The 18,706-nt window shown below is 42.4% G+C and carries 20 protein-coding genes and 2 riboswitches; of the genes, 8 read left to right on the forward strand and 12 right to left on the reverse strand.

All coding sequences use genetic code 11. The annotated features are described in order from the left end of the window. Positions 1-302: 302 nt before the first annotated feature. The 5 genes from PN499_RS07060 to PN499_RS07080 form a co-directional block, all read right to left on the reverse strand. Complete coding sequence (locus PN499_RS07060) at positions 303-944, reverse strand: urea amidolyase associated protein UAAP2 (RefSeq protein ID WP_272030986.1); 642 nt, start codon at positions 942-944, stop codon at positions 303-305. A 69-nt stretch (positions 945-1,013) separates the two neighbouring features. After that, positions 1,014-1,742 (reverse strand): urea amidolyase associated protein UAAP1, encoded by a 729-nt coding sequence (locus PN499_RS07065; RefSeq protein ID WP_272030987.1) that lies wholly within the window; start codon positions 1,740-1,742, stop codon positions 1,014-1,016. A gap of 101 nt (positions 1,743-1,843) precedes the next feature. After that, a riboswitch (guanidine-I (ykkC/yxkD leader) is annotated at positions 1,844-1,981 on the reverse strand. Between the two features lie 364 nt (positions 1,982-2,345). Next, on the reverse strand, positions 2,346-3,122 hold the full coding sequence (locus PN499_RS07070; RefSeq protein WP_272030988.1) for an ABC transporter ATP-binding protein: 777 nt from the start codon (positions 3,120-3,122) through the stop codon (positions 2,346-2,348). A gap of 96 nt (positions 3,123-3,218) precedes the next feature. Further along, positions 3,219-4,070, reverse strand: coding sequence for an ABC transporter permease (locus PN499_RS07075; RefSeq protein ID WP_007358285.1), 852 nt, complete (start codon positions 4,068-4,070; stop codon positions 3,219-3,221). Positions 4,071-4,091: 21 nt separating this feature from the next. Beyond that, positions 4,092-5,156, reverse strand: coding sequence for an ABC transporter substrate-binding protein (locus tag PN499_RS07080; RefSeq protein ID WP_272030990.1), 1,065 nt, complete (start codon positions 5,154-5,156; stop codon positions 4,092-4,094). 243 nt (positions 5,157-5,399) lie between these two features. Continuing rightward, positions 5,400-5,552: riboswitch (guanidine-I (ykkC/yxkD leader) on the reverse strand. A gap of 270 nt (positions 5,553-5,822) precedes the next feature. Between PN499_RS07080 and PN499_RS07085 the strand changes: the two genes are divergently transcribed. The 3 genes from PN499_RS07085 to bioB all read left to right on the forward strand — a co-directional run bounded on the left by PN499_RS07085 (position 5,823) and on the right by bioB (position 9,101). Next, entirely contained in the window at positions 5,823-6,623 is an 801-nt protein-coding gene (locus tag PN499_RS07085; protein ID WP_272030993.1) for a biotin--[acetyl-CoA-carboxylase] ligase, read from the forward strand. A gap of 146 nt (positions 6,624-6,769) precedes the next feature. Continuing rightward, complete coding sequence (gene bioA, locus PN499_RS07090; RefSeq protein ID WP_272030995.1) at positions 6,770-8,074, forward strand: adenosylmethionine--8-amino-7-oxononanoate transaminase; 1,305 nt, start codon at positions 6,770-6,772, stop codon at positions 8,072-8,074. A 28-nt stretch (positions 8,075-8,102) separates the two neighbouring features. After that, positions 8,103-9,101 carry a biotin synthase BioB gene (bioB, locus tag PN499_RS07095; RefSeq protein WP_272030997.1) on the forward strand — a complete coding sequence of 333 codons (999 nt, stop codon included), beginning with the start codon at positions 8,103-8,105 and terminating at the stop codon, positions 9,099-9,101. A 109-nt stretch (positions 9,102-9,210) separates the two neighbouring features. On the opposite strand, the gene PN499_RS07100 is transcribed toward bioB, so the two are convergent. Next, a complete protein-coding gene (locus PN499_RS07100) occupies positions 9,211-10,080 on the reverse strand; it encodes a class I SAM-dependent methyltransferase (protein WP_272030999.1) in 870 nt (289 codons plus the stop codon). Positions 10,081-10,147: 67 nt separating this feature from the next. Between PN499_RS07100 and PN499_RS07105 the strand changes: the two genes are divergently transcribed. The 4 genes from PN499_RS07105 (at position 10,148) to PN499_RS07120 (ending at position 12,855) form a co-directional block, all read left to right on the forward strand. Next, a complete protein-coding gene (locus PN499_RS07105; protein ID WP_272031001.1) occupies positions 10,148-10,519 on the forward strand; it encodes a hypothetical protein in 372 nt (123 codons plus the stop codon). A 6-nt stretch (positions 10,520-10,525) separates the two neighbouring features. Beyond that, positions 10,526-11,749, forward strand: coding sequence for a hypothetical protein (locus PN499_RS07110; protein ID WP_272031002.1), 1,224 nt, complete (start codon positions 10,526-10,528; stop codon positions 11,747-11,749). An 8-nt stretch (positions 11,750-11,757) separates the two neighbouring features. Next, positions 11,758-11,991 (forward strand): hypothetical protein, encoded by a 234-nt coding sequence (locus PN499_RS07115; protein ID WP_272031004.1) that lies wholly within the window; start codon positions 11,758-11,760, stop codon positions 11,989-11,991. A gap of 228 nt (positions 11,992-12,219) precedes the next feature. Then, positions 12,220-12,855 carry a restriction endonuclease subunit R gene (locus PN499_RS07120; protein WP_272031005.1) on the forward strand — a complete coding sequence of 212 codons (636 nt, stop codon included), beginning with the start codon at positions 12,220-12,222 and terminating at the stop codon, positions 12,853-12,855. A gap of 118 nt (positions 12,856-12,973) precedes the next feature. Here PN499_RS07120 and PN499_RS07125 read toward each other — a convergent pair whose 3' ends face one another. The 6 genes from PN499_RS07125 to PN499_RS07150 form a co-directional block, all read right to left on the reverse strand. Further along, positions 12,974-13,339 (reverse strand): clan AA aspartic protease, encoded by a 366-nt coding sequence (locus PN499_RS07125; RefSeq protein ID WP_272031007.1) that lies wholly within the window; start codon positions 13,337-13,339, stop codon positions 12,974-12,976. A 1-nt stretch (position 13,340) separates the two neighbouring features. Beyond that, positions 13,341-13,613 (reverse strand): hypothetical protein, encoded by a 273-nt coding sequence (locus tag PN499_RS07130; protein ID WP_272031008.1) that lies wholly within the window; start codon positions 13,611-13,613, stop codon positions 13,341-13,343. Between the two features lie 244 nt (positions 13,614-13,857). Further along, positions 13,858-14,193: a ribulose bisphosphate carboxylase small subunit gene (locus PN499_RS07135; RefSeq protein ID WP_272031009.1), complete on the reverse strand. Its 336-nt coding sequence runs from the start codon at positions 14,191-14,193 to the stop codon at positions 13,858-13,860. 46 nt (positions 14,194-14,239) lie between these two features. Then, entirely contained in the window at positions 14,240-14,650 is a 411-nt protein-coding gene (gene rcbX, locus PN499_RS07140; protein ID WP_272031010.1) for a RuBisCO chaperone RbcX, read from the reverse strand. Positions 14,651-14,757: 107 nt separating this feature from the next. Beyond that, positions 14,758-16,188 (reverse strand): form I ribulose bisphosphate carboxylase large subunit, encoded by a 1,431-nt coding sequence (locus PN499_RS07145; RefSeq protein ID WP_272031012.1) that lies wholly within the window; start codon positions 16,186-16,188, stop codon positions 14,758-14,760. A gap of 405 nt (positions 16,189-16,593) precedes the next feature. After that, complete coding sequence (locus tag PN499_RS07150; RefSeq protein WP_272031013.1) at positions 16,594-17,970, reverse strand: ABC transporter substrate-binding protein; 1,377 nt, start codon at positions 17,968-17,970, stop codon at positions 16,594-16,596. A 198-nt stretch (positions 17,971-18,168) separates the two neighbouring features. On the opposite strand from PN499_RS07150, the gene PN499_RS07155 reads away from it, so the two are divergent. Further along, positions 18,169-18,706 (forward strand): serine/threonine protein kinase (locus tag PN499_RS07155; RefSeq protein ID WP_272031014.1); only part of this gene is annotated, 538 nt, incomplete at its 3' end.

An 18,706-nucleotide genomic window follows, 5' to 3' on the forward strand; every position in this document is an offset into this window, starting at 1 on the left:
ATGGGGCCACTTAACAATTTCGACCCCATCTTTTTTTAGCTCAGGTTGGGTAAATCCGCTACTGGTGGGGGAGTTGACGGGGTTGTCACCCCGTCAAGTTAAAACCCCTGTCTTATAGCTAAAGTCCTCTAAAAGAGGACTATATATCGGTACAGTATTTTAGTTAGTCGTCTTCAGACGACTTATGCTATTAGACAGGGGTTTTAACCCCTGGCGGGTTGGGTTGTTGAAGAATGAAACCGCCTTGCTTTTTAAGGTTGGGGCGATTTCAGATGTGTTGCCATAATTATCGGAAATTGATATTACATCACATCCCAAATAATCAACCGAATTGGCGTAGGATTATAGGCATTACAAGGGTTATTCATTTGCGGACAGTTAGAAATAGCTACCAAGGCGTTCATTTCTGCTTGCAAATCAACGGTACTACCTGGATCGGAAATGCCATCAACAATCTCAAGTTTGCCATCTTCACTGACTGGCACATTCATAAAGAAATTGATGTTACTGACTAAATCGCGCTTTCCTAAACCATAGGGAGTAATTGCGGCTAGGAAATTTTCAACGCAGGCGTGTTGGTATTTTTTATCGAGTCCAAATCGCACCGAATTACTCTCACAACTACAAGCACCGCCAGAGGTATCATGTCGTCCACAAGAGTCAGCAATAATTGTCATTATCGCTCGTCCTTCATTGGAAATAAGTTTACTGCCAGTAGTTACAAAGATGTTACCTTGACGGACAATAGTATCGGGGGCACTGTAACGTTCTGAAGGATCGTCGGCGTTGTAAACTAGAAAATCTACTGCCTGATTTCCGCCTAAATCGACAATGCGAAGAATCTGTCCTTTTTTGAGAACGTGCGACCAAGGATGTCTCGCTGGTAACACTTCGTCGTAAATTGCTGTTGCTGGATCTAGAATTCGTTGTGACGTTAAAACCATGATGCAATTCTCCTTAATAAATGTCCAATTTTTCGGGTTTAGCTTTGCTTTACCCCAACTACAAATTAATTACTGAACAAACAAAACATCGGTGTTAATGAATCCGCGAATTACTTCCGGGTTGGCGGTGCGGCATAAATCGTCGGGTGAGGGTGTTGGCGATTTCCAAACTTGAATTTGAATTGGTTTGGGATCGTAAGTCGAACTGGAATGCAAGATATGAGGACAGTTAGAAATCGCTACTAATACATTCATTTCTGCCCGCAAATCGATGAAGCTACCAGGTTTCTCACAGCCTTCTAAATATTCCATTGCCCCATCTGGCTTGACAGCAATGCGAGTAAATAGGTTAAAATTAGGCATGATATCTTTTTTGCCTAAACCCCGCCTTGTCAATGCTTTGATAAAGTTATCTCGCGAGTTTTTCCAGTCTCCATTGCCGTATTTTTCACTATTACTAGCAGCATTGCTGCACCCTGATAGTAAATCGTGATAGCCAGAGGTATCTTCAGTAATGGAAAATAAAATGCGTCCCATATCTGTGTAGAGCACCATGCCTTTTTTTAGAAAAGCATTGAATTGAATTTTTGCGGTGTCTGCTACGTTTAATCGTTCGATGGGGTTGTCGGCGTTATAGCACAGCATAGAAACGCCTTGAGAGCCTTCTAAATCGGTGATACGGAGGGTATTTCCGCGCTTGATGATACCTGACCAATAAGCGCCACCGGGAATCACTTCTTCCATCAGCACAAGGCTGGAATCGAGTTTAGAATTTGTGTTAATTGGTGCTTGCACCATGAGCTCCTCCAGATAAGATATGAGGTGAATAATCTGTGGTGTGAGCTTTACTCAAATCGCAAAAGCCCAGGAGTTTACCAACAGTAATTATGACTGTGTGGTTCTCCCGGGCTTTTCTCCCGCCGTGTGACCAATTTAATTTCCCAATCGTATTTTTTAGGGATAATTGAATATTGGCTGCTTCTCTTGGACCAGACATCTAGTTCTCTCACTAGATCGGAACCCTAGAAGCGATTCCTATGCAATTTTTAGCTGAAGTCAGTTTGTAATTGTTTAGCTTAGCCTTTGTTTTTTTAGGCTAGATAAATGCTGACTTAGATGTTTTGAGGTTTAGCTTAACACCATACTTTATTGTAATTTATTTTACACCAAAAACCCAGATTAAAAAAGTATCTACAGCTACATTTCTCTAGATTTTTTGAGTAAGATTTTGAAATGCGATCTCTGGGTAAGGTGGGCGCTCGCCGAACCGATACGCTGGCTATGAATTATCAGCTTTTTTGCGGCGAGCGCCCACCCTACATTTAATTATGTATGCAATTTTTAATTATGTTTGCAATCGCAGAAAATGCTATTTTTATGTGAGTCTTTTCTCATTCCTAATTAAGCAGCAATTGCAACTGCTTCCTGTCCATGTTTCCGCAGCAAATCCATCAATTCATCGCGGTAGTCATGAAATCTGGAATGGCGTTTAATGCTATGAGTACGTTCTGGCAGATGAATAGAAATTTCTTTCCTCACAGTACCAGGACGCGAACCCAAAGCATAAATCCGATTAGAAAGAAAGACTGCTTCTTCTACATCGTGGGTGATCATAAAAACTGTGATTTTGGTGCGCCGCCACAAATCTAACATGAATTCGTGCATGGATTCTTTAGTATGAACGTCTAAAGCACCAAAAGGTTCATCCATTAATAATACTTTTGGTTCTGAGGCGAGAGCACGCGCGATCGCGACTCGTTGTTTCATCCCCCCTGATAATTCCTTCGGTAAAGATTGAGCAAACTTAGTCAATCCTACTACATTCAAATAGTAGCTTGCTTGTTCCCGTCGCTCCTTTTTTGGTACGCCTTGAAGTTTGAGGCCAAACTCAGTATTTCCCTGCACGTTCATCCAAGGATAAAGAGTGTAGTGTTGAAATACCATACCGCGATCTGGGCCTGGTGCAGTCACGGTATTGCCATTAATTTTAACTTCCCCAATTGTTGGTCGATCCAATCCGGCAATCTGCCTCAGCAATGTAGATTTTCCTGAACCAGATGCACCTACAGCACAGATGAATTCGCCTTTTTCAATGGTCATATTAATGTCTTTCAAGACAACTAATTTACCATTTTTAGTTTCAAAGTGTTTGTGTAGATTGTTGATTTGCAGAAACATTAGTTAATCCTCGTGCGAGCAGTAAATGAAAGTTATCAAGTTATTGGCAGTTGTACGGTAAAGTACGTTACAATTTCTCGGTAATTTTGGCAGCAATTATTTTTTCTGGCTGGCCCATTTGCATGAAACTTGGAGCATATATTGAAATAACAAGTCAAAGGTAAGTCCGATCACTCCAATTACAATCAACCCGACAAAAATTTCATCGGTTTTGAGAAATCGACCGGCAACGCTGATCCGGCGGCCTAAACCTTCTGTGGCTGCAATTAATTCGGAGACGATTACCAGTTGCCATGCGGCGGCAAAGTTGATGCGGGAAGCATCAATAATTCCCGGTAAAACGTGGGGTACAATTACATGAGTCAGAGTTTCCCAGCGATTGCCACCTAACATATAAGTTGCTTCAATTAAATCTTTTGAAACAAACTTAACGGTATCCATTACCATCAAAGAATTGAAGAAAAATACACCAATAAAAATCAGGGTAATTTTAGGTTCTTCACCAATTCCTAGATAAAGAATTAGCAAGGGAATAAAGGCAGGTGCAGGCATATATCGCATCAAGCCAAAAATGGGTTCTAGCAAGGCGCGAATACTCGGAAAACTGCCCATCATTACGCCAATGGGAATAGAAAAAAGCGAAGCGAAGAAAAATCCAACTCCCACTCTCCACAAACTTGCTACGGTGTCTTTTAAGAGATCGCCGCTACTCCATAACCTCCCAAAAGCTTCTAAAACATTACCGGGAGATGGTAAAAATTTTGGGTCTACTTTAATGAAGGTTGTTACTAACCACCATAGCAGTAATGGTAATGCAATAGATGTCAGAATTAAGCCAGTATTTAAGGGTTTAGGGATGTCTTCGGCAAGTCGCCAAAAAACGGTGGGATTTAGGCTTTTTGGCTTGAGATGAGATTGGATCGATTGTGGTTCTGGATTTGGGGACATGATCAAATTTCCGATTTCTAACTAGGACTTTTTGACTTTCTCGGCATAAGCTTTGATGAAGCGATCGTCAAATAGTTTGCTCATGTCTGGTTTGGTTTTAGCTAAACCTACTTCTGTGAGAAATTTGCTCATTTCTTCGGCCGCAAATGGTAAGGAGTTTAGGCTATTTCCAGGTTGAAAAGCTTTTAAGTTTTCTTCAATAGTGAAGATTTGAGTACCGTCAGCGTATTGTTTATATTCATCAACGCTGACTCCGGCTCTTTTGGCCATAATCTCGTAGGATTTGTCTTTGTTGGTATTGATGTATTCTAATGTCGCAAACCAGGAATCTACAAGGGATTGTACGCGATCGGGGTGTTCTGTAACGAATTTGCGTGTGAATACAAGATGATCTGAAATTGAGCCAGGAAAATCTTTAGAACTAAAAAGTTCTTTGCTTCCTGTGCGCTTTAATGCTTGTGTTGTAAAGGGAGCAAATACTGCAACTGCATCGACTTGTCCGCCGACAAAGGCGGCTGCGGCTTTACCAGTTTCTAAGGGGACAAATTGAATATCTTTGGCTGATAATCCGGCTTTTTTTAGCCCTAATAGTAAGAGAAAATGATCGACTGTTCCTTCTTCGGCGGCAACTTTTTTGCCTTTAAGATCGGCAACGGAATTAATGCCTTCTGCAACAATTATTTTGTCATTTCCGGTAGAGTTATCGTTGACTAAAACAATAACTTGATCGGCTCCACCGGATATAGAGCTAACTGTATCTCCGAGGGTTTGGCTATTAGCATCTATCTGTTCAGCATTCAGGGTGCTGATGGATTCTAGGTAGCCATCAAACCACTTTAAATCTACGGAAATTTTGTTGGTTTCAAATATCTTTTGTTCTTGGGCAACTTGCCAGGGAAACCAACCGGGCCAAGCACTAAATCCTAAGCGTACAGCACTGACTGTACTATTTGATGTGTTAGTTGTTGAGTTGATTTGGCTGGCAGGATTTCCACAACTTACTGTTAGAGATAGTGTGAGGAAAAACAGAATACAGTAGGATAGAAGCGATCGCGTTAATTTTGCGGAGCAATATTGTATCTTCATGGCATATTCTGGTAAAAAACGGTGGATTTTCGAGGTGAATATGGTGATTGAAGTTAGGAACTTATAGCGGTTTTCTATTGGTATCTACTACTTTTAGTTAACCGTTAACAGTTAACCGTTAACAGTTAACAGTTAACCGTTAACAGTTAACCACTATATTTCGCTTTGTTCGCTTCCGCAAAGGCTCTATAAAAACGATAAAGCCCAAGAAAAAACGAACTCAGTCTTCTTGACTGATAGCGTTCCTCCCGGGCTTTTCTCCCGCCGTGTAACTGGCTAGTTATTCCTTAAAATTAAATATTTAGGCTTGCCAGTTTGCTTCTCTTGGACCAGCACTTGATTTTTCTAAACTTAATTAGATTTTTTGTTCAAATCGGAACCCTAGAAGCTGCTAATTTTTTTAGCTTGTGTCTGGAAAAATCTTGTGTGTAACTCAGAGATTTATTCGAGACTTTTAGTTATTGTAAAGTACCTAAACTTCTGGATAAGGTAGCAATAGTAGAGTATGATTACTTGATTGCTACTTTTCAGACGTTAACAGCAAATTTTCAGGGAAAATGTATAGTATGCTACCAAAGACTGCTATTCTAAGATTTTAAGATTAAGATTCCTTGATATAGTAATTAGGGCTGAAATTAGAACCTTGTCTGAGTTGCCATTAATCCTGTGAATGAAGAGAAAGATCGCACCCCCGAAAACCTTCCTGAGTGGTTGCATTGGGTGGAAACTTGCCCCAGTACGAACACTTGGGCAAGCGATCGCGCGTCCGAGCTCCAACACGGGGATGTCGTGTTTACAAGGCTACAAACCGCTGGACGCGGGCAACAGGGGCGCATTTGGTATGCACCGACGGGTGTTTTAACTGCTAGTTTTGTGTGCGATCGCTTGCATCCTTCGCAGTTACCGGGGCTCAGTTTAGCCGCCGCTTTAGCCGTAATTTATGCGATCGAGGATTTAGTGCCTGACTGTCGTGCTATGCTGCGTCAGAAATGGCCTAACGATGTCTTGATTGACGATCGCAAGTTAGCCGGAATTCTCTGCGAGGCGAATTCTAGTAGCGCTTCGGGTAGTGCTCGCGCGATCGTGGGGGTGGGGCTCAACCGCTGTGTTGATTTCGCGGAGGCGGGACTGGATGCGAAGGCGATCGGCAATGCGATCGCTTTGCAGTCTATTTCTAGTATAGTGCCGGATGAACTCTCTCTCCTGGAGCGGTTGCGGCATTATTTGCTCGAACTCGCCGATCTGCTTTCTAGGGTAGATTCTACAGGGAAAAACGTCGGTTTAGCCCTGTTGCTGCCAGAGTTACGCCGTCGGGATGCACTTCGCGATCGCGCGATCGTCCTCGAACTGCCTTCGGAAGCGATCGCAGGAGTCGCGATCGGCATTGATGAATCAGGCAGATTATTACTGCGTTTGCCCGATAATCAAATACGAGCCTTTACATCTGGGCGCGTTCGATGGAATTGAATTAAAAAGTATTTTATTAATTAGAATTATACCTTAAAATTTACTTAAATAAACGGGTATGTGAGCGTTCGCCGCAAAAATATTGTCACCAGAAAGCTAATATGGTTTCGGCGAGTGCCCACCTACAAATTATTCACATATAAATAATGACAAATCACCCACAAAATTCTTCAAACTCCCCCATTTGGCAACCATTCACCCAAATGAAAACAGCCCCCGCACCTCTGAACGTTGTGCGAGGAAAAGGAGCCATATTAGAATTAGCAGATGGGCGGCAAATTCTCGACTGCATTTCTAGTTGGTGGGTGACAATTCATGGACACAGCCATCCCGTACTCGCCAATGCTCTTTACGAACAAGCCCAAAAATTAGAACACGTAATCTTCGCTGGTTTCACTCACGAACCAGCCGAAAAACTAGCCAATAAATTGTTAACTCATACCCCAAAATCTCTCACAAGAGTTTTCTTTTCTGATAACGGTTCGACGGCCGTTGAAGTTGCCCTAAAAATGGCTTATCAATATTGGCATAATCTCGGAGAAACTAATCGTACAAACTTTATTAGTTTTGAAGGAGGCTATCACGGCGATACTATCGGAGCAATGTCAATGGGTGGCAGTTCCCTCTGGTGGCAACCTTTTAAACCTTTAATGTTTGCTACCGATATTGTTCCTTATCCTGCCACCTTTGACGACGATACCGAAGTAGAAACTCGCGAAGTATTAGCTTTAGAAAAAATTGAATTGTTGTTAAAGCAGAGCGATAACTATGCCGGGATTTTTATCGAACCCTTAGTACAAGGTGCGGGGGGAATGCGAATGTGTCGCCCTCAATTTTTGCAAGCTCTAGAAAAAATCGCCCATCAATATAATCTCTTATTGATTTATGATGAAGTAATGACTGGTTTTGGTCGGACAGGCGAACTATTTGCCTGTTTGAAATCGACAACTTCACCAGATATTCTCTGCTTATCTAAGGGTTTATCTGGCGGCTGTTTGCCAATTGCCCTAACCCTAGCAACGGAGAAGATTTACCAAGCCTTCTGGCAAGATGAATCTGACAAAGCTTTTTTTCACAGTCATTCCTATACTGGGAATCCATTAGCTTGTGCAGTCAGCGTAGCATCTTTAGAGCTGCTGGAGCAAAACCCCGAAGCCTATCAAGGCATGGAAAAAAAGCACCGCCGCTACCTGAATCAATACCTAAAAGGTCATCCCAAAATAGAACGGATTCGGACTTGTGGTACAATTGCAGCAATGGACATAAAAACTGAAAATGTCCCCGGTTATTTTAATCAAATTGCTCAACAGTTAAAAGCACGACTTCTAGAAGCCGGATTTTTACTCCGTCCCTTGGGAAATACACTGTATTTAATACCTCCTTACTGTATTTCCCCAGATGAACTAGAATCTATTTATGTGGCAATTCGCCAAATCTTGAATACTCTCTAACCCCTTGACTTTTACTAACATTTCGCTTATGAATCTCCCCAATTGGAACGGCTTGGCTGACAGTGCTTTGGCGGGAAAATGCCTCTCTCGCGAGGAATCTTTAGCCGTTTTAACCGCACCAGACGACTTTTTACTCGAACAACTAAGTGCAGCTTATCGGGTGCGGCGACACTACTGGGGAAATCGGGTAAGATTGCACTATTTACTGAATGCTCAAAGTGGCCTTTGTCCAGAGGATTGTCATTACTGTTCTCAGTCCAAGATTTCCACAGCAGAAATTGAAAAATATCCGCTTTTAGCTAAAGAGAAAATTCTGGATGCAGCGGAAAGAGCAAAACAGTTAAAAGCGGGTACATTTTGTTTAGTAATTTCTGGTCGCCAACCTAGCGAATCTACTTTTAATCGAGTTGTAGATGCAGTTGAAACTGTCAAGGCTAACTACGATCTTAAAATCTGTGCTTGTTTGGGATTATTGAGTGAAGAACAAACTCACCGCTTAGCAAAAGCGGGCGTAGATCGAGTTAATCACAATCTCAATACTTCCGAAGAATATCACGCTGAGATTTGTACGACCCATACTTTTGATGATAGAATTAAGACGGTTAATCATGTGAAAGCCGCCGGAATTACAACTTGTTCGGGTGGAATTTTGGGAATGGGTGAATCTGATGATGATGTAATTAATTTAGCGCTTTCCCTCCGGGAGTTGGGAGTTACTAGCGTTCCTGTTAATTTTTTCATTCCTATTCCCAGTACGCCATTTTCCGATGTAAAAACGTTAAATCCTCGTCAATGTTTGCGAATTCTTTGTTTATTTCGGTTTTTACTTCCCAGTCAAGAAATTCGGATTGCAGGGGGGCGAGAAGTGCATTTGCGATCGCTACAACCTCTCGGACTTTACGCTGCAAATTCTATCTTTGTGGGTGATTATCTCACGACTCCAGGTCAAACTGCCAATCAAGATTGGGAGATGATTCGGGATGCAGGATTTGTGCTAGAAGCTTCAGATGGTTCTCTGTTAGAATAGGGTAATTGGTAATTGGTAATTGGTAATTGCTAATTGCTAATTGCTAATTGCTAATACTTTTTCCTTCTTCCTTCTTCCTTCTTCCTTCTTCCTTCTTCCTTCTTCCTCGTTAACTTTGCTGTTCTAGCCAAACTACTCCATCTTTAAATAGTGGTTTTTGTCGCAGTAAGGAACCAAAAGGTACATCGCGATTTAAACGGGGTGCTTCCTGTAAAAAGTTGCTGTATTGGCGAGTTCTCCAGCCGTAGGGGGCGAAAAATTTTGACCCTTCTGCGGGTGCAAATTGTAACTTAGCATTGGCTGCGTTAAAAGATTTACCCCACTTTTTTTGCACTTGCTGCATTAAAAATGGCGAGGCTAATTCACAAACCCACCAGCGGAAATTAACATATCTCCGCAAATCAATTGCTAGAGATCCCACTTGTTCCGAAGTTAAATAAGCTAAGAGTCCTTCAGTAATAATTAACACTTTATTACTAGCAGCGCTAACTTGAGCAAAAAGCTGATTTCTTAAGGAGAGATTTGTCAAATCTAGAGGAACAATTTTGAGATTACAAATAGGTTTTTCACTAGCAAGTTTTTCCTGTTTGTAGGATGCGATCGCAGGTAAATCAACCTCAATCCAGACTAGAGAGGCGGGTAGTGACATCCGGTAAGGGCGAGTATCCAAACCCGCAGCGAGGTTGAGCACGGTATCCACGCCGTCGCTGCGGATGCTTTGCGCGATCGCCTCGTCGATCAGACAAGTACGGATAGCTACGGCCAACCCTGCCTTGTCAGGAGGCCCCCCAAGGGCTAAAATGAACTTTTCCCCGCGATCGCCTCCCAGCATTCGCGCCAAAGGATCGCAGAAATTGGCATCTAAGCGATCGCTTTCAATTGCACGCGCGATCGCAATCCCGAAAGCCGTATCTGATATACTCTCAATTGGCAGCAAATTATCACTCATATAAGCAAGGCGAAAGATAGGACATTTCAACTATTTGTAAATAATGATAGGATAGCATTATTAAGCACTATCACAAATAATCGAGGAGAATTATAAAGTGATTATTACTTCCCAGGAAATTGCACAGTTTCGCTCTCAATTAGCTGATTATTCAGAAGCTTTAAAAGCGCTGGATGTAATTGAAGACTGTGAAGGAGATGTAGAAGATGCAGCAATCTCTATGGCAATTCAAGTCGGACAAGAACCCAATACCTCTGATAATTGGCTGTCAAGTTTAGCTAAAAGATGCCGCGTTGTTCTCTGCGAAGAAGAGGTAAGATCGAATTTAATCAATGGACTATTAAAACCAGCAGTAGAAGCTTTGATTGAAGCCAAACTTTGTCCCGATATTTTAGCAACTCCTGTGGTTATTTATGTGGTCAAAACTGGAGTTAACGATTTTTGCGAACCCCTTGATTATCAACTTTAATAGGCAATGAAACTCGGACTATTTTTGAGACATCTAGGAACGCCCCTAATCTATTATCCTAAGCTAGCTAAATTTACGGGTGGTGTGGCTGCTTCTATCCTATTTTGCCAAGTATTTGACTGGCAATCTCAATTATCTCATCCCCAAGAATGGGTCAAAATTACAAGCGATGAAATTGAAAAAGCAACAGGTTTAAACCCTAGCGAACAAGAACTAGCACGCCGTCAACTACAAGAGCGTTTGTTACTCAAAGCAAGATTAGTTAATGATACCACCCTAGAACTTTGGGCAGATATTGACGCTCTTGAGAATAAAATTGATAATATTTTCACCGATCGATCTTCAGATATAATAGCACGCAATGGCGGCGAAACAAAAAATCTTCCTGTAGAAGTAGTTACTAACTACCCTACCTCAAATTTAACTATTAAAACTGATAAATTTTTCGGTCAACCTCGCCAACCCACAACAGTTAGAGTTACCCCCCATTATAAATTTAGTGGCCCTTGGCAGTCTGATGAGCAATTCGAGGAATTTCAGCGTATCTTATTAGAATACTATAAAAATCAAGGTCATCCGAATCCTTCTCGCTCTGTATTTTACGAAATTGATAACATGACAAAAGGCATTATATCTCCATTATGGGATGATTTCATCTCAGGGAAACCATTGGGAGAAAGCCAGAAAGTCAAGCGAGAATGGGAAATAGAACCAGGAGTGCCTTATCCAGCTTTTGAAGAAGAAAGGACACAATATTATGTTCACAAAGGGGAACCCTTAGAACAGGCAGTTTTAAAGGCGCGAACTGACTTGAGAAATCCCATTTTAGGCCGCGATTTGTGGGAAGGATTTTTGAGAAAGTGCGATCGAATAGCTGATGAGGCTATTAAGGCTAAAAAACATGGTTTAGAAACTCCTTATTTACCCGCTTCTTTTACTGATAAGCCTCAAATCACCAAAGAAAGTGTGATGAAAAAATTAGAAGCGATCGCGCCGCAATTTTCACTATTGTCATCAAATTATCATGTTCTTTCTGAGGCAAATTTAGAACAGCCAGAAATAGACGAACAAGCATTGCAGTCAGCAGATGATATCCCTAGTATTGCTTCTTTACAGGAGGCGTGTAAAACTACTATTGGGAGAAATATGATTGAAAATTTAATTGCTAAAAATCCGGACTGGGGATATGAAATGGTTGATGGTCAAGTTATAGAATCAATTCCTTTTTAGAGGTTGATATGCAGCGAATTAGTGATATCGATGTATTAGATTTGGGACGAGAATCCCTTTCTCAGGAAGAGAGAGAAAAACTGCGTCAGGAGAAATATCAGCAAGAGAGAGATAATGGCTATCAACAGTTAGCTGAACTCTGCTATTTAGGTGAGTATGGTGCAGCTAAGCAACTGGCTAATAGAAACCAAAAATGGGGTTATGAAATAGTTGATGGGATGGTCATGGAGAGGATAGATTAGAAGACATTGAGTAGTGAAAAAGCCACTTTACTGAACCCAACTTAGCAAGTCCTAAAAGTTAAGGCTTCTATAATCTCTTGGTTGATAGTAGTTCATTAGTTCTCCTACTTTTTTAATGTTCAAGTAGATAGCTTTAGGGTAATGTAACTTAGCTTAAGCAGTAGATATTACTTTACTACTTCACTTTTTGCGCTAAAATTATATTATCGCTAAGCCATCCCTCAAACCATGCTAACTCTCAATGCCAAAAATCTTACCCTCGGACAAGTCCACCAACTTTTTAACTTCCAGAAACAATACAATAACTCATTTACATCCCTATTATCTCTCGAACTTCTCACCGAATTTGAACAGCAAGAACTGTTGCAAATCAGGGATGACTTTGATAATTACCTCTCCAATGATAGAGTCTCAGAAGGACTCGTAAAAGCTCTAACTACTTTTCCATTAATGCGATTAGCTGGCTTCTATCGCCACCCAATTAATATTAGTTTAGAACAAGACATTGCCGATATTCTTATTGAAGATGAAGATATAACCATTACAGGGCGATTGGATATTCTAGCCATCAATAAAACAAAACCGATAACAAATGAAATATTTTTCTGGGTTTTAGTAATTGAGACTAAAAACAGCCTAATTGATCCATTAGCGGGTTTACCTCAACTTCTCACATATACTTCTAAGAGTATAGAACGTCAAGCCTCTGTCTGGGGTTTAACTACTAACGGTTCGCGCTATCAATTTGTATATATTCAGCACGGAAATCCCGCAATTTATCAGCTAATGCCACTGCTAAATCTGATGGAACCTGAATCGTCAATTTTATTGTTACAAGTTCTTAAAGCGATTTGCAAGCTATAAAAAAATGGTTTTGAGCTTTGAATTACGGAAACTGGCTATCAATCTCTCTGGCTTGATGTAAAACTCTGACAACTTCAATCCCCTCCGCAATTTTAGTATAAAATGCGTAACTCCTATTTTACAATTCCTCAATCATAACTATACCACCCTCTGTAAACTGCACGACTAATTCATAACCATCAAGCAAAGCAGTTCCAAGTAAAGGTCTCGATCCGGTTGCCAGGACCCGTACATCTCGCTCCTCTAAATTCCAAATAATAGTAGCTGCGTGTACGGGAAGCACTACATTGCTGTTGTCAGCAAGATTGACGCGCATATTATACTCAAAAGGTAAACCCAAGACCGTTACTGCGTCCAGAGGTAAGCAGACAAAATCTGTAAATCCTGTGTCTATTACAAATTCAATTACAACATCTCGTCGATTGGGCAAACGAAATGGTATTGCAACAGTTGCGTGCCTTAAGGTTACGATTCCAGAGATCATTTCAAGTCCGCTCCATTATGCCACTAATTGCGGCCGCAACCTTGAACCCAATCCGAATTCCAAAAAAACGACCATTCGGATTTTTTTTCCGCAAATTCCGAGCTGACTTCAAACCTCCAGTTGCATCTAGTTCGTACTCACCAGTCTCAATATCTATAATTACCATTTTGCCAATATTTTCTTCTCGTTCTACTTCTTGACGAATTCGCTCATCGTAGAGCTTTTCTGCACGTTTTGCAACTTCTTCGCGGCTCAATAAAATGATATCTTGCATAATTCACCTCTGCTCTCTGTGTTATAAAATTTTCCTAGATATCGAAGCAAAAAGTGGAGCTTTCAACTCAAACAATTAACTTAGCTCATTGTAACATAACGTTTTTTAATCGTGTATTACAGGTTGATTTAAGTGTGCTACTTGGCTATATTCCTGTTCGCTCCGCCATAAAAAAATTGAAGCAGGGAACATTCCCCACCTCAACTTTTACCTAACTATATTCCCTACAAAATAGGAAAGCTAATTAGTAACCTCTGGTATTTGGCTTGTGAACGATGAAGCTTAACACTTGGCACTGCTTCACGTTGTCAAAACCCATCACGCGGATGTAGCAAGTAGGATTTTCTTGACGGCAAGCTTGAATTTCGCTCATGATCTCTTGCACGCTTTTTGCGCCGAACAAAGGTAACTTCCACAGTGTCCAATAACGCATTTCAGCAGCAGAGGTTTCGTTGAATTCCACACCGGGAATATAACCCTGATCTAAAATATATTGCAGTTGCTTAGCAATTTGTGAATCGCTCAGCGGTGGCAAATAAGACAGAGTTTCGTAGCGCCGCTCTTTGGGTAAAGTCTTCATCTTTCCTAATCTCTAGAATGTGTACGCGATTGCTGTTTTCAATCAACTAACTAGATAAATTATCCAAATTAGTTTCTGGGTCTAATTTTGTTTCAGGATGGATATGGTCAACAGATATATTCAGTTGCGTAATTCGCTCTAAGTGCTGGCGCTTGTGTCCCATATTCGCTTGTGTAATCCCAGCGCGAACCATCTCTGGCAAATAATCCGCCACTTCCTGTGCCAAATGCTCCCGCACCGTCATAATCCGAAACGCCAGCTCTTGGTTTTCCCGAAGTAGTTCTTGCAGATAAACTTCCCCGTCTTGGATTTTACCCGTTGAAGAAGCATTGCTCAACCAAATTGCCACAGGCGGATTAGTTTCACTCAATTGAGCGATGACAATCCGCACAGCTTGATAGGTCAGGTAGCTTGCCAATACCTTAGCGGTGTCTTTCGCAACTTGTTTGATATCCATGTTTGACCCAGCCCTTAAAGAGTTTTGAGTTTTGAGTTTTGAGTTTTGAATTAACAACCTTTTAACTCAAAACTCAATACTTAGCACTCAATACTTAACTCTTTCGATCAGACGGTATCCATTGCTTCAAACTCGAACTTGATTTCTTTCCACAGTTCGCAAGCAACAGCCAATTCAGGGCTCCATTTGCAAGCTTCGCGGATGATGTCGCCACCTTCGCGCATGAGGTTGCGGCCTTCGTTACGAGCTTGAATACAAGCTTCCAAAGCGACGCGGTTAGCAGTTGCACCGGGAGCATTACCCCAAGGGTGGCCCAAAGTACCGCCGCCGAACTGTAAGCAAGAGTCGTCGCCGAAGATTTCCACCAATGCGGGCATATGCCAAATGTGGATACCACCGGAAGCAACGGGCATTACTCCAGGCATGGAAGCCCAATCTTGGGTGAAGTAAATACCACGAGCGCGGTCTTGTTCGATGTGGTCTTCGCGCATCAAGTCTACGAAGCCCATGGTGATGCCTTTTTCGCCTTCCAGTTTGCCCACAACTGTACCGGAGTGCAGGTGGTCGCCGCCGGACATCCGCAAGCACTTGGCTAAGACGCGGAAGTGGATACCGTGATTCTTTTGACGGTCGATCACGGCGTGCATGGCGCGGTGGATGTGCAACAAGATACCGTTGCGACGACACCATTTGGCCAAGGTGGTGTTAGCTGTGAAACCACCGGTCAGGTAGTCGTGCATGATGATCGGGGTTTTGAGTTCTTTGGCGAACTCAGCCCGTTCCATCATTTCTTCGCAGGTAGGGGCGGTGACGTTCAGGTAGTGACCTTTGACTTCGCCGGTTTCTGCTTGGGCTTTTTCAATGGCATCTTGAACGAACAAGAAGCGATCGCGCCAACGCATGAAGGGCTGGGAGTTGATGTTTTCGTCGTCTTTGGTGAAGTCCAAACCGCCACGCAGACACTCATACACGGCGCGGCCGTAGTTCTTCGCAGATAGACCTAATTTAGGTTTGATGGTACAGCCCAGCAAAGGACGACCGTACTTGTTCAATTTGTCACGCTCAACGGTAATACCGTGAGGTGGGCCTTGGAAGGTTTTCAGGTAAGCGATGGGAACCCGCAGGTCTTCCAAACGCAGAGCACGTAGGGCTTTGAAACCGAAAACGTTACCAACTAAGGATGTCAGCAAGTTGGTGACGGAACCTTCTTCAAACAAATCCAGAGGATAGGCAATAAAGCAGATGTATTGGTTGTCTTCACCGGGAACTGGCTCGATGTCATAACAGCGACCTTTGTAGCGGTCGAGGTCGGTCAAAAGGTCAGTCCAAACTGTTGTCCAAGTACCAGTGGAAGATTCGGCTGCCACAGCGGCTCCAGCTTCTTCTGGGGGAACTCCTGGCTGGGGCGTGACGCGGAATGCAGCCAGAATATCTGTATCTTTTGGCGTATAGTCCGGCGTGTAATACGTCAGTTTATAGTCTTGAACTCCGGCTTTATACCCAGCCTTAGATTGAGTTTGGGTTTGAGAATAAGACATAATGTCGCGTCCCTCGATTCGCTTAAATTTTTTGTCTAATGGCAGACTGATAAAAACTATATCAAGAAAGCGATACTGTGTAATTTTAATATTATTTTAATTTACATAAGTTTACTTTATGTTTTTGCAACATTTGAAAACATTATTTAACAATTCTTAAAATATTATTGGGCGAATAAGTGATAGAGATGTAAGCCGAGCGGACTGTGGGGATGTGGTGGGAGTGGAGGGCGATCGCAATCTGTGCCTTGGGAAAACCAGCAGCTCGATGCTGTTAACTAAGCGGGAGTAAATTCCTTTTAACAAGATTTATAATAGGATAACGAGCGACGTATAATAACACCGAATTTTTCGCATTATAAATCTAGTTTAAGCTCCTGATGAGTGCGATCGCACTTGGTCAACTTACGGCAGGGGGACAAATTTGTAGCCAGTATTCCCTGCGCGTTTAACTTGCACTAAAATCGGCTTACCCACGCGATCGCCTGTTGGCAAAAACTTCACTTCCTCGCTTGCCCCTGCTGTCGAGAAACTAGGATTTCGGAGTGCTTGTTGCAACCCTTGCCGGGTATTACTTTGGCGCAAACCCGCGATGACAGCTTGAGTTGCGTCAAAACTCGTTGCCGTTCGCCAATTTACGATTCCGCCCCACCGCTGGCGGGCATTGTCCGGGAAAGGGCTACCCGGATTAGTTTCGGGATGCCAGGGAACAGGCAGAACCAGCCCCTCAACGTCCTTTTGACCTTCTTTTAAAGTTTGATTAGTATAGAGTGTAGTATTGGCGTATAGTGACAATTTGCCTCGATTTATCTGAGCCACAGACATAGCGCGATCGATGCGATCGACGTGGGGTAATACCATCAATCCTTGCGCTCCTTTGCTAACAGCATCAGCAAAGGCATTGTTAGGATTAAAAGAAGGTGTGGAAAAATCGCAAACAGTAGGAACAAATCTACCTCCAGCAGCACTAAGAGCTGCTACAAACTCATCTTTAAATGAGATGCTATCCGGTGCTTGCGAGTCAGAACAAATGGCAATATTAATTTTGCCTGTTTTCACTACATAAGTTGCTAAACGAGTAGCCATTAAACTAATATTAGGTACTGTCCGAAAAATATAGCTGCCAAATCCTGAGAGATTATTTGCTTGGCTAGTCGGTGTCACCATTACCAGTTGTTCTTGCTGATAAATCGGAGCAGCTTCGAGAGAGGCATTGCTGGCATTGTGTCCAATTACTGCTAGTATATTTGCATCCTGTGTTAATGATTTGGCAACTTCTTTTACCACCTCTGAATTGTTGTCATCATTGACAATCTCTACTTGCAGTTGTGCGCCGTTGATGCCACCGCTAGTATTGATTTGATCCTGAGCTTGGGCCACGCCTCGGAGGATTTCTTGGGCAACATTCGGATTGGTACCAATGGGAACGCTGACAGCAATTTTTAACGAAGAACCATTGCGGGCTCTGGCATTATTCAAATAGATAACCGTTTCCGGGTCATTGCGATTTTGTTGCAGCGAAGCCTGAAATTTTTGGACAGCTTCTTGGTAATCTCCCTTAGCAAAAGCTGTAATACCTGCTTGCTTTTCCGCTGTGGTTTGCGATGTTAGCAATATCTGATTTCCTAAACTTGCACGATTGGCAAGCGCTCCCGATGGCTGTGAACTTTTCCCCTTGAATAAACTAGGAAGAAACTTGTATGCGCCAAAGGCAATTAAGATGAAGAGAACAATAAAAAAAATGGGCGGTGGACTTGTTCTTTTGTGAGTATTTTGAGACATGATTTGTTTTCCTAATTGTGATATTATTTGAAAGCCGAGCCTTCAGCTACGCATTCCCAGGCTCTAACTGGGAACGAGAAAACGAGAAAGCCTGTAAGGACGGGTTCGCCAATCACATTAAACAGTGCGAACAGATTAAATCAACGATCTCACCTCTTTGACACATAATAAGGATATTCAGACCCTACAAAATTGGTTGTGCCTCAGCCTATTCTTACCACCGCCCACTGCATTAACCCCGATTGCCCAAGGCCTTATCCTCAGACTTGGGGTAATAATTTTTGTCAGAGTTGCGGAGCTCCCCTGCGGCTGCTAAATCGTTATATTCCTTTACAACGCCTCGGAATTGGGGGTTTTGCAGCTATTTACACTGTCTGGGACTTGCAGAGTCAGACAGAACGAGTCCTCAAAGTCCTGCTCGAAAATTCCCCCAAAGCTTTAGAATTGTTCGAGCAAGAAGCGTGGATGTTAGCGAGTTTACGCCATCTGGGGATACCCAGAATCGAGCCTGACTGTTATTTTCACTTGGAACTCCGAATTGTCTCAAATCAGGGGAATTACTCGCAACGCCGCCTCCCTTGTCTGTTGATGGAAAAAATTCACGGCAAAACTTTACAGGATATTCTCGACGATCGCCCTCAAGGGTGTCCAGAGGCGTGGGTATTTAGTTGGCTAACTCAAGCAGTGGAGATTTTGCAGGAGTTGCACGATCGCAATATCATTCACCGGGACATTA

It is taken from the genome of Kamptonema animale CS-326, from assembly GCF_028330895.1.
In the GTDB taxonomy this organism is placed as follows: Bacteria; Cyanobacteriota; Cyanobacteriia; order Cyanobacteriales; family Microcoleaceae; genus Kamptonema; species Kamptonema formosum.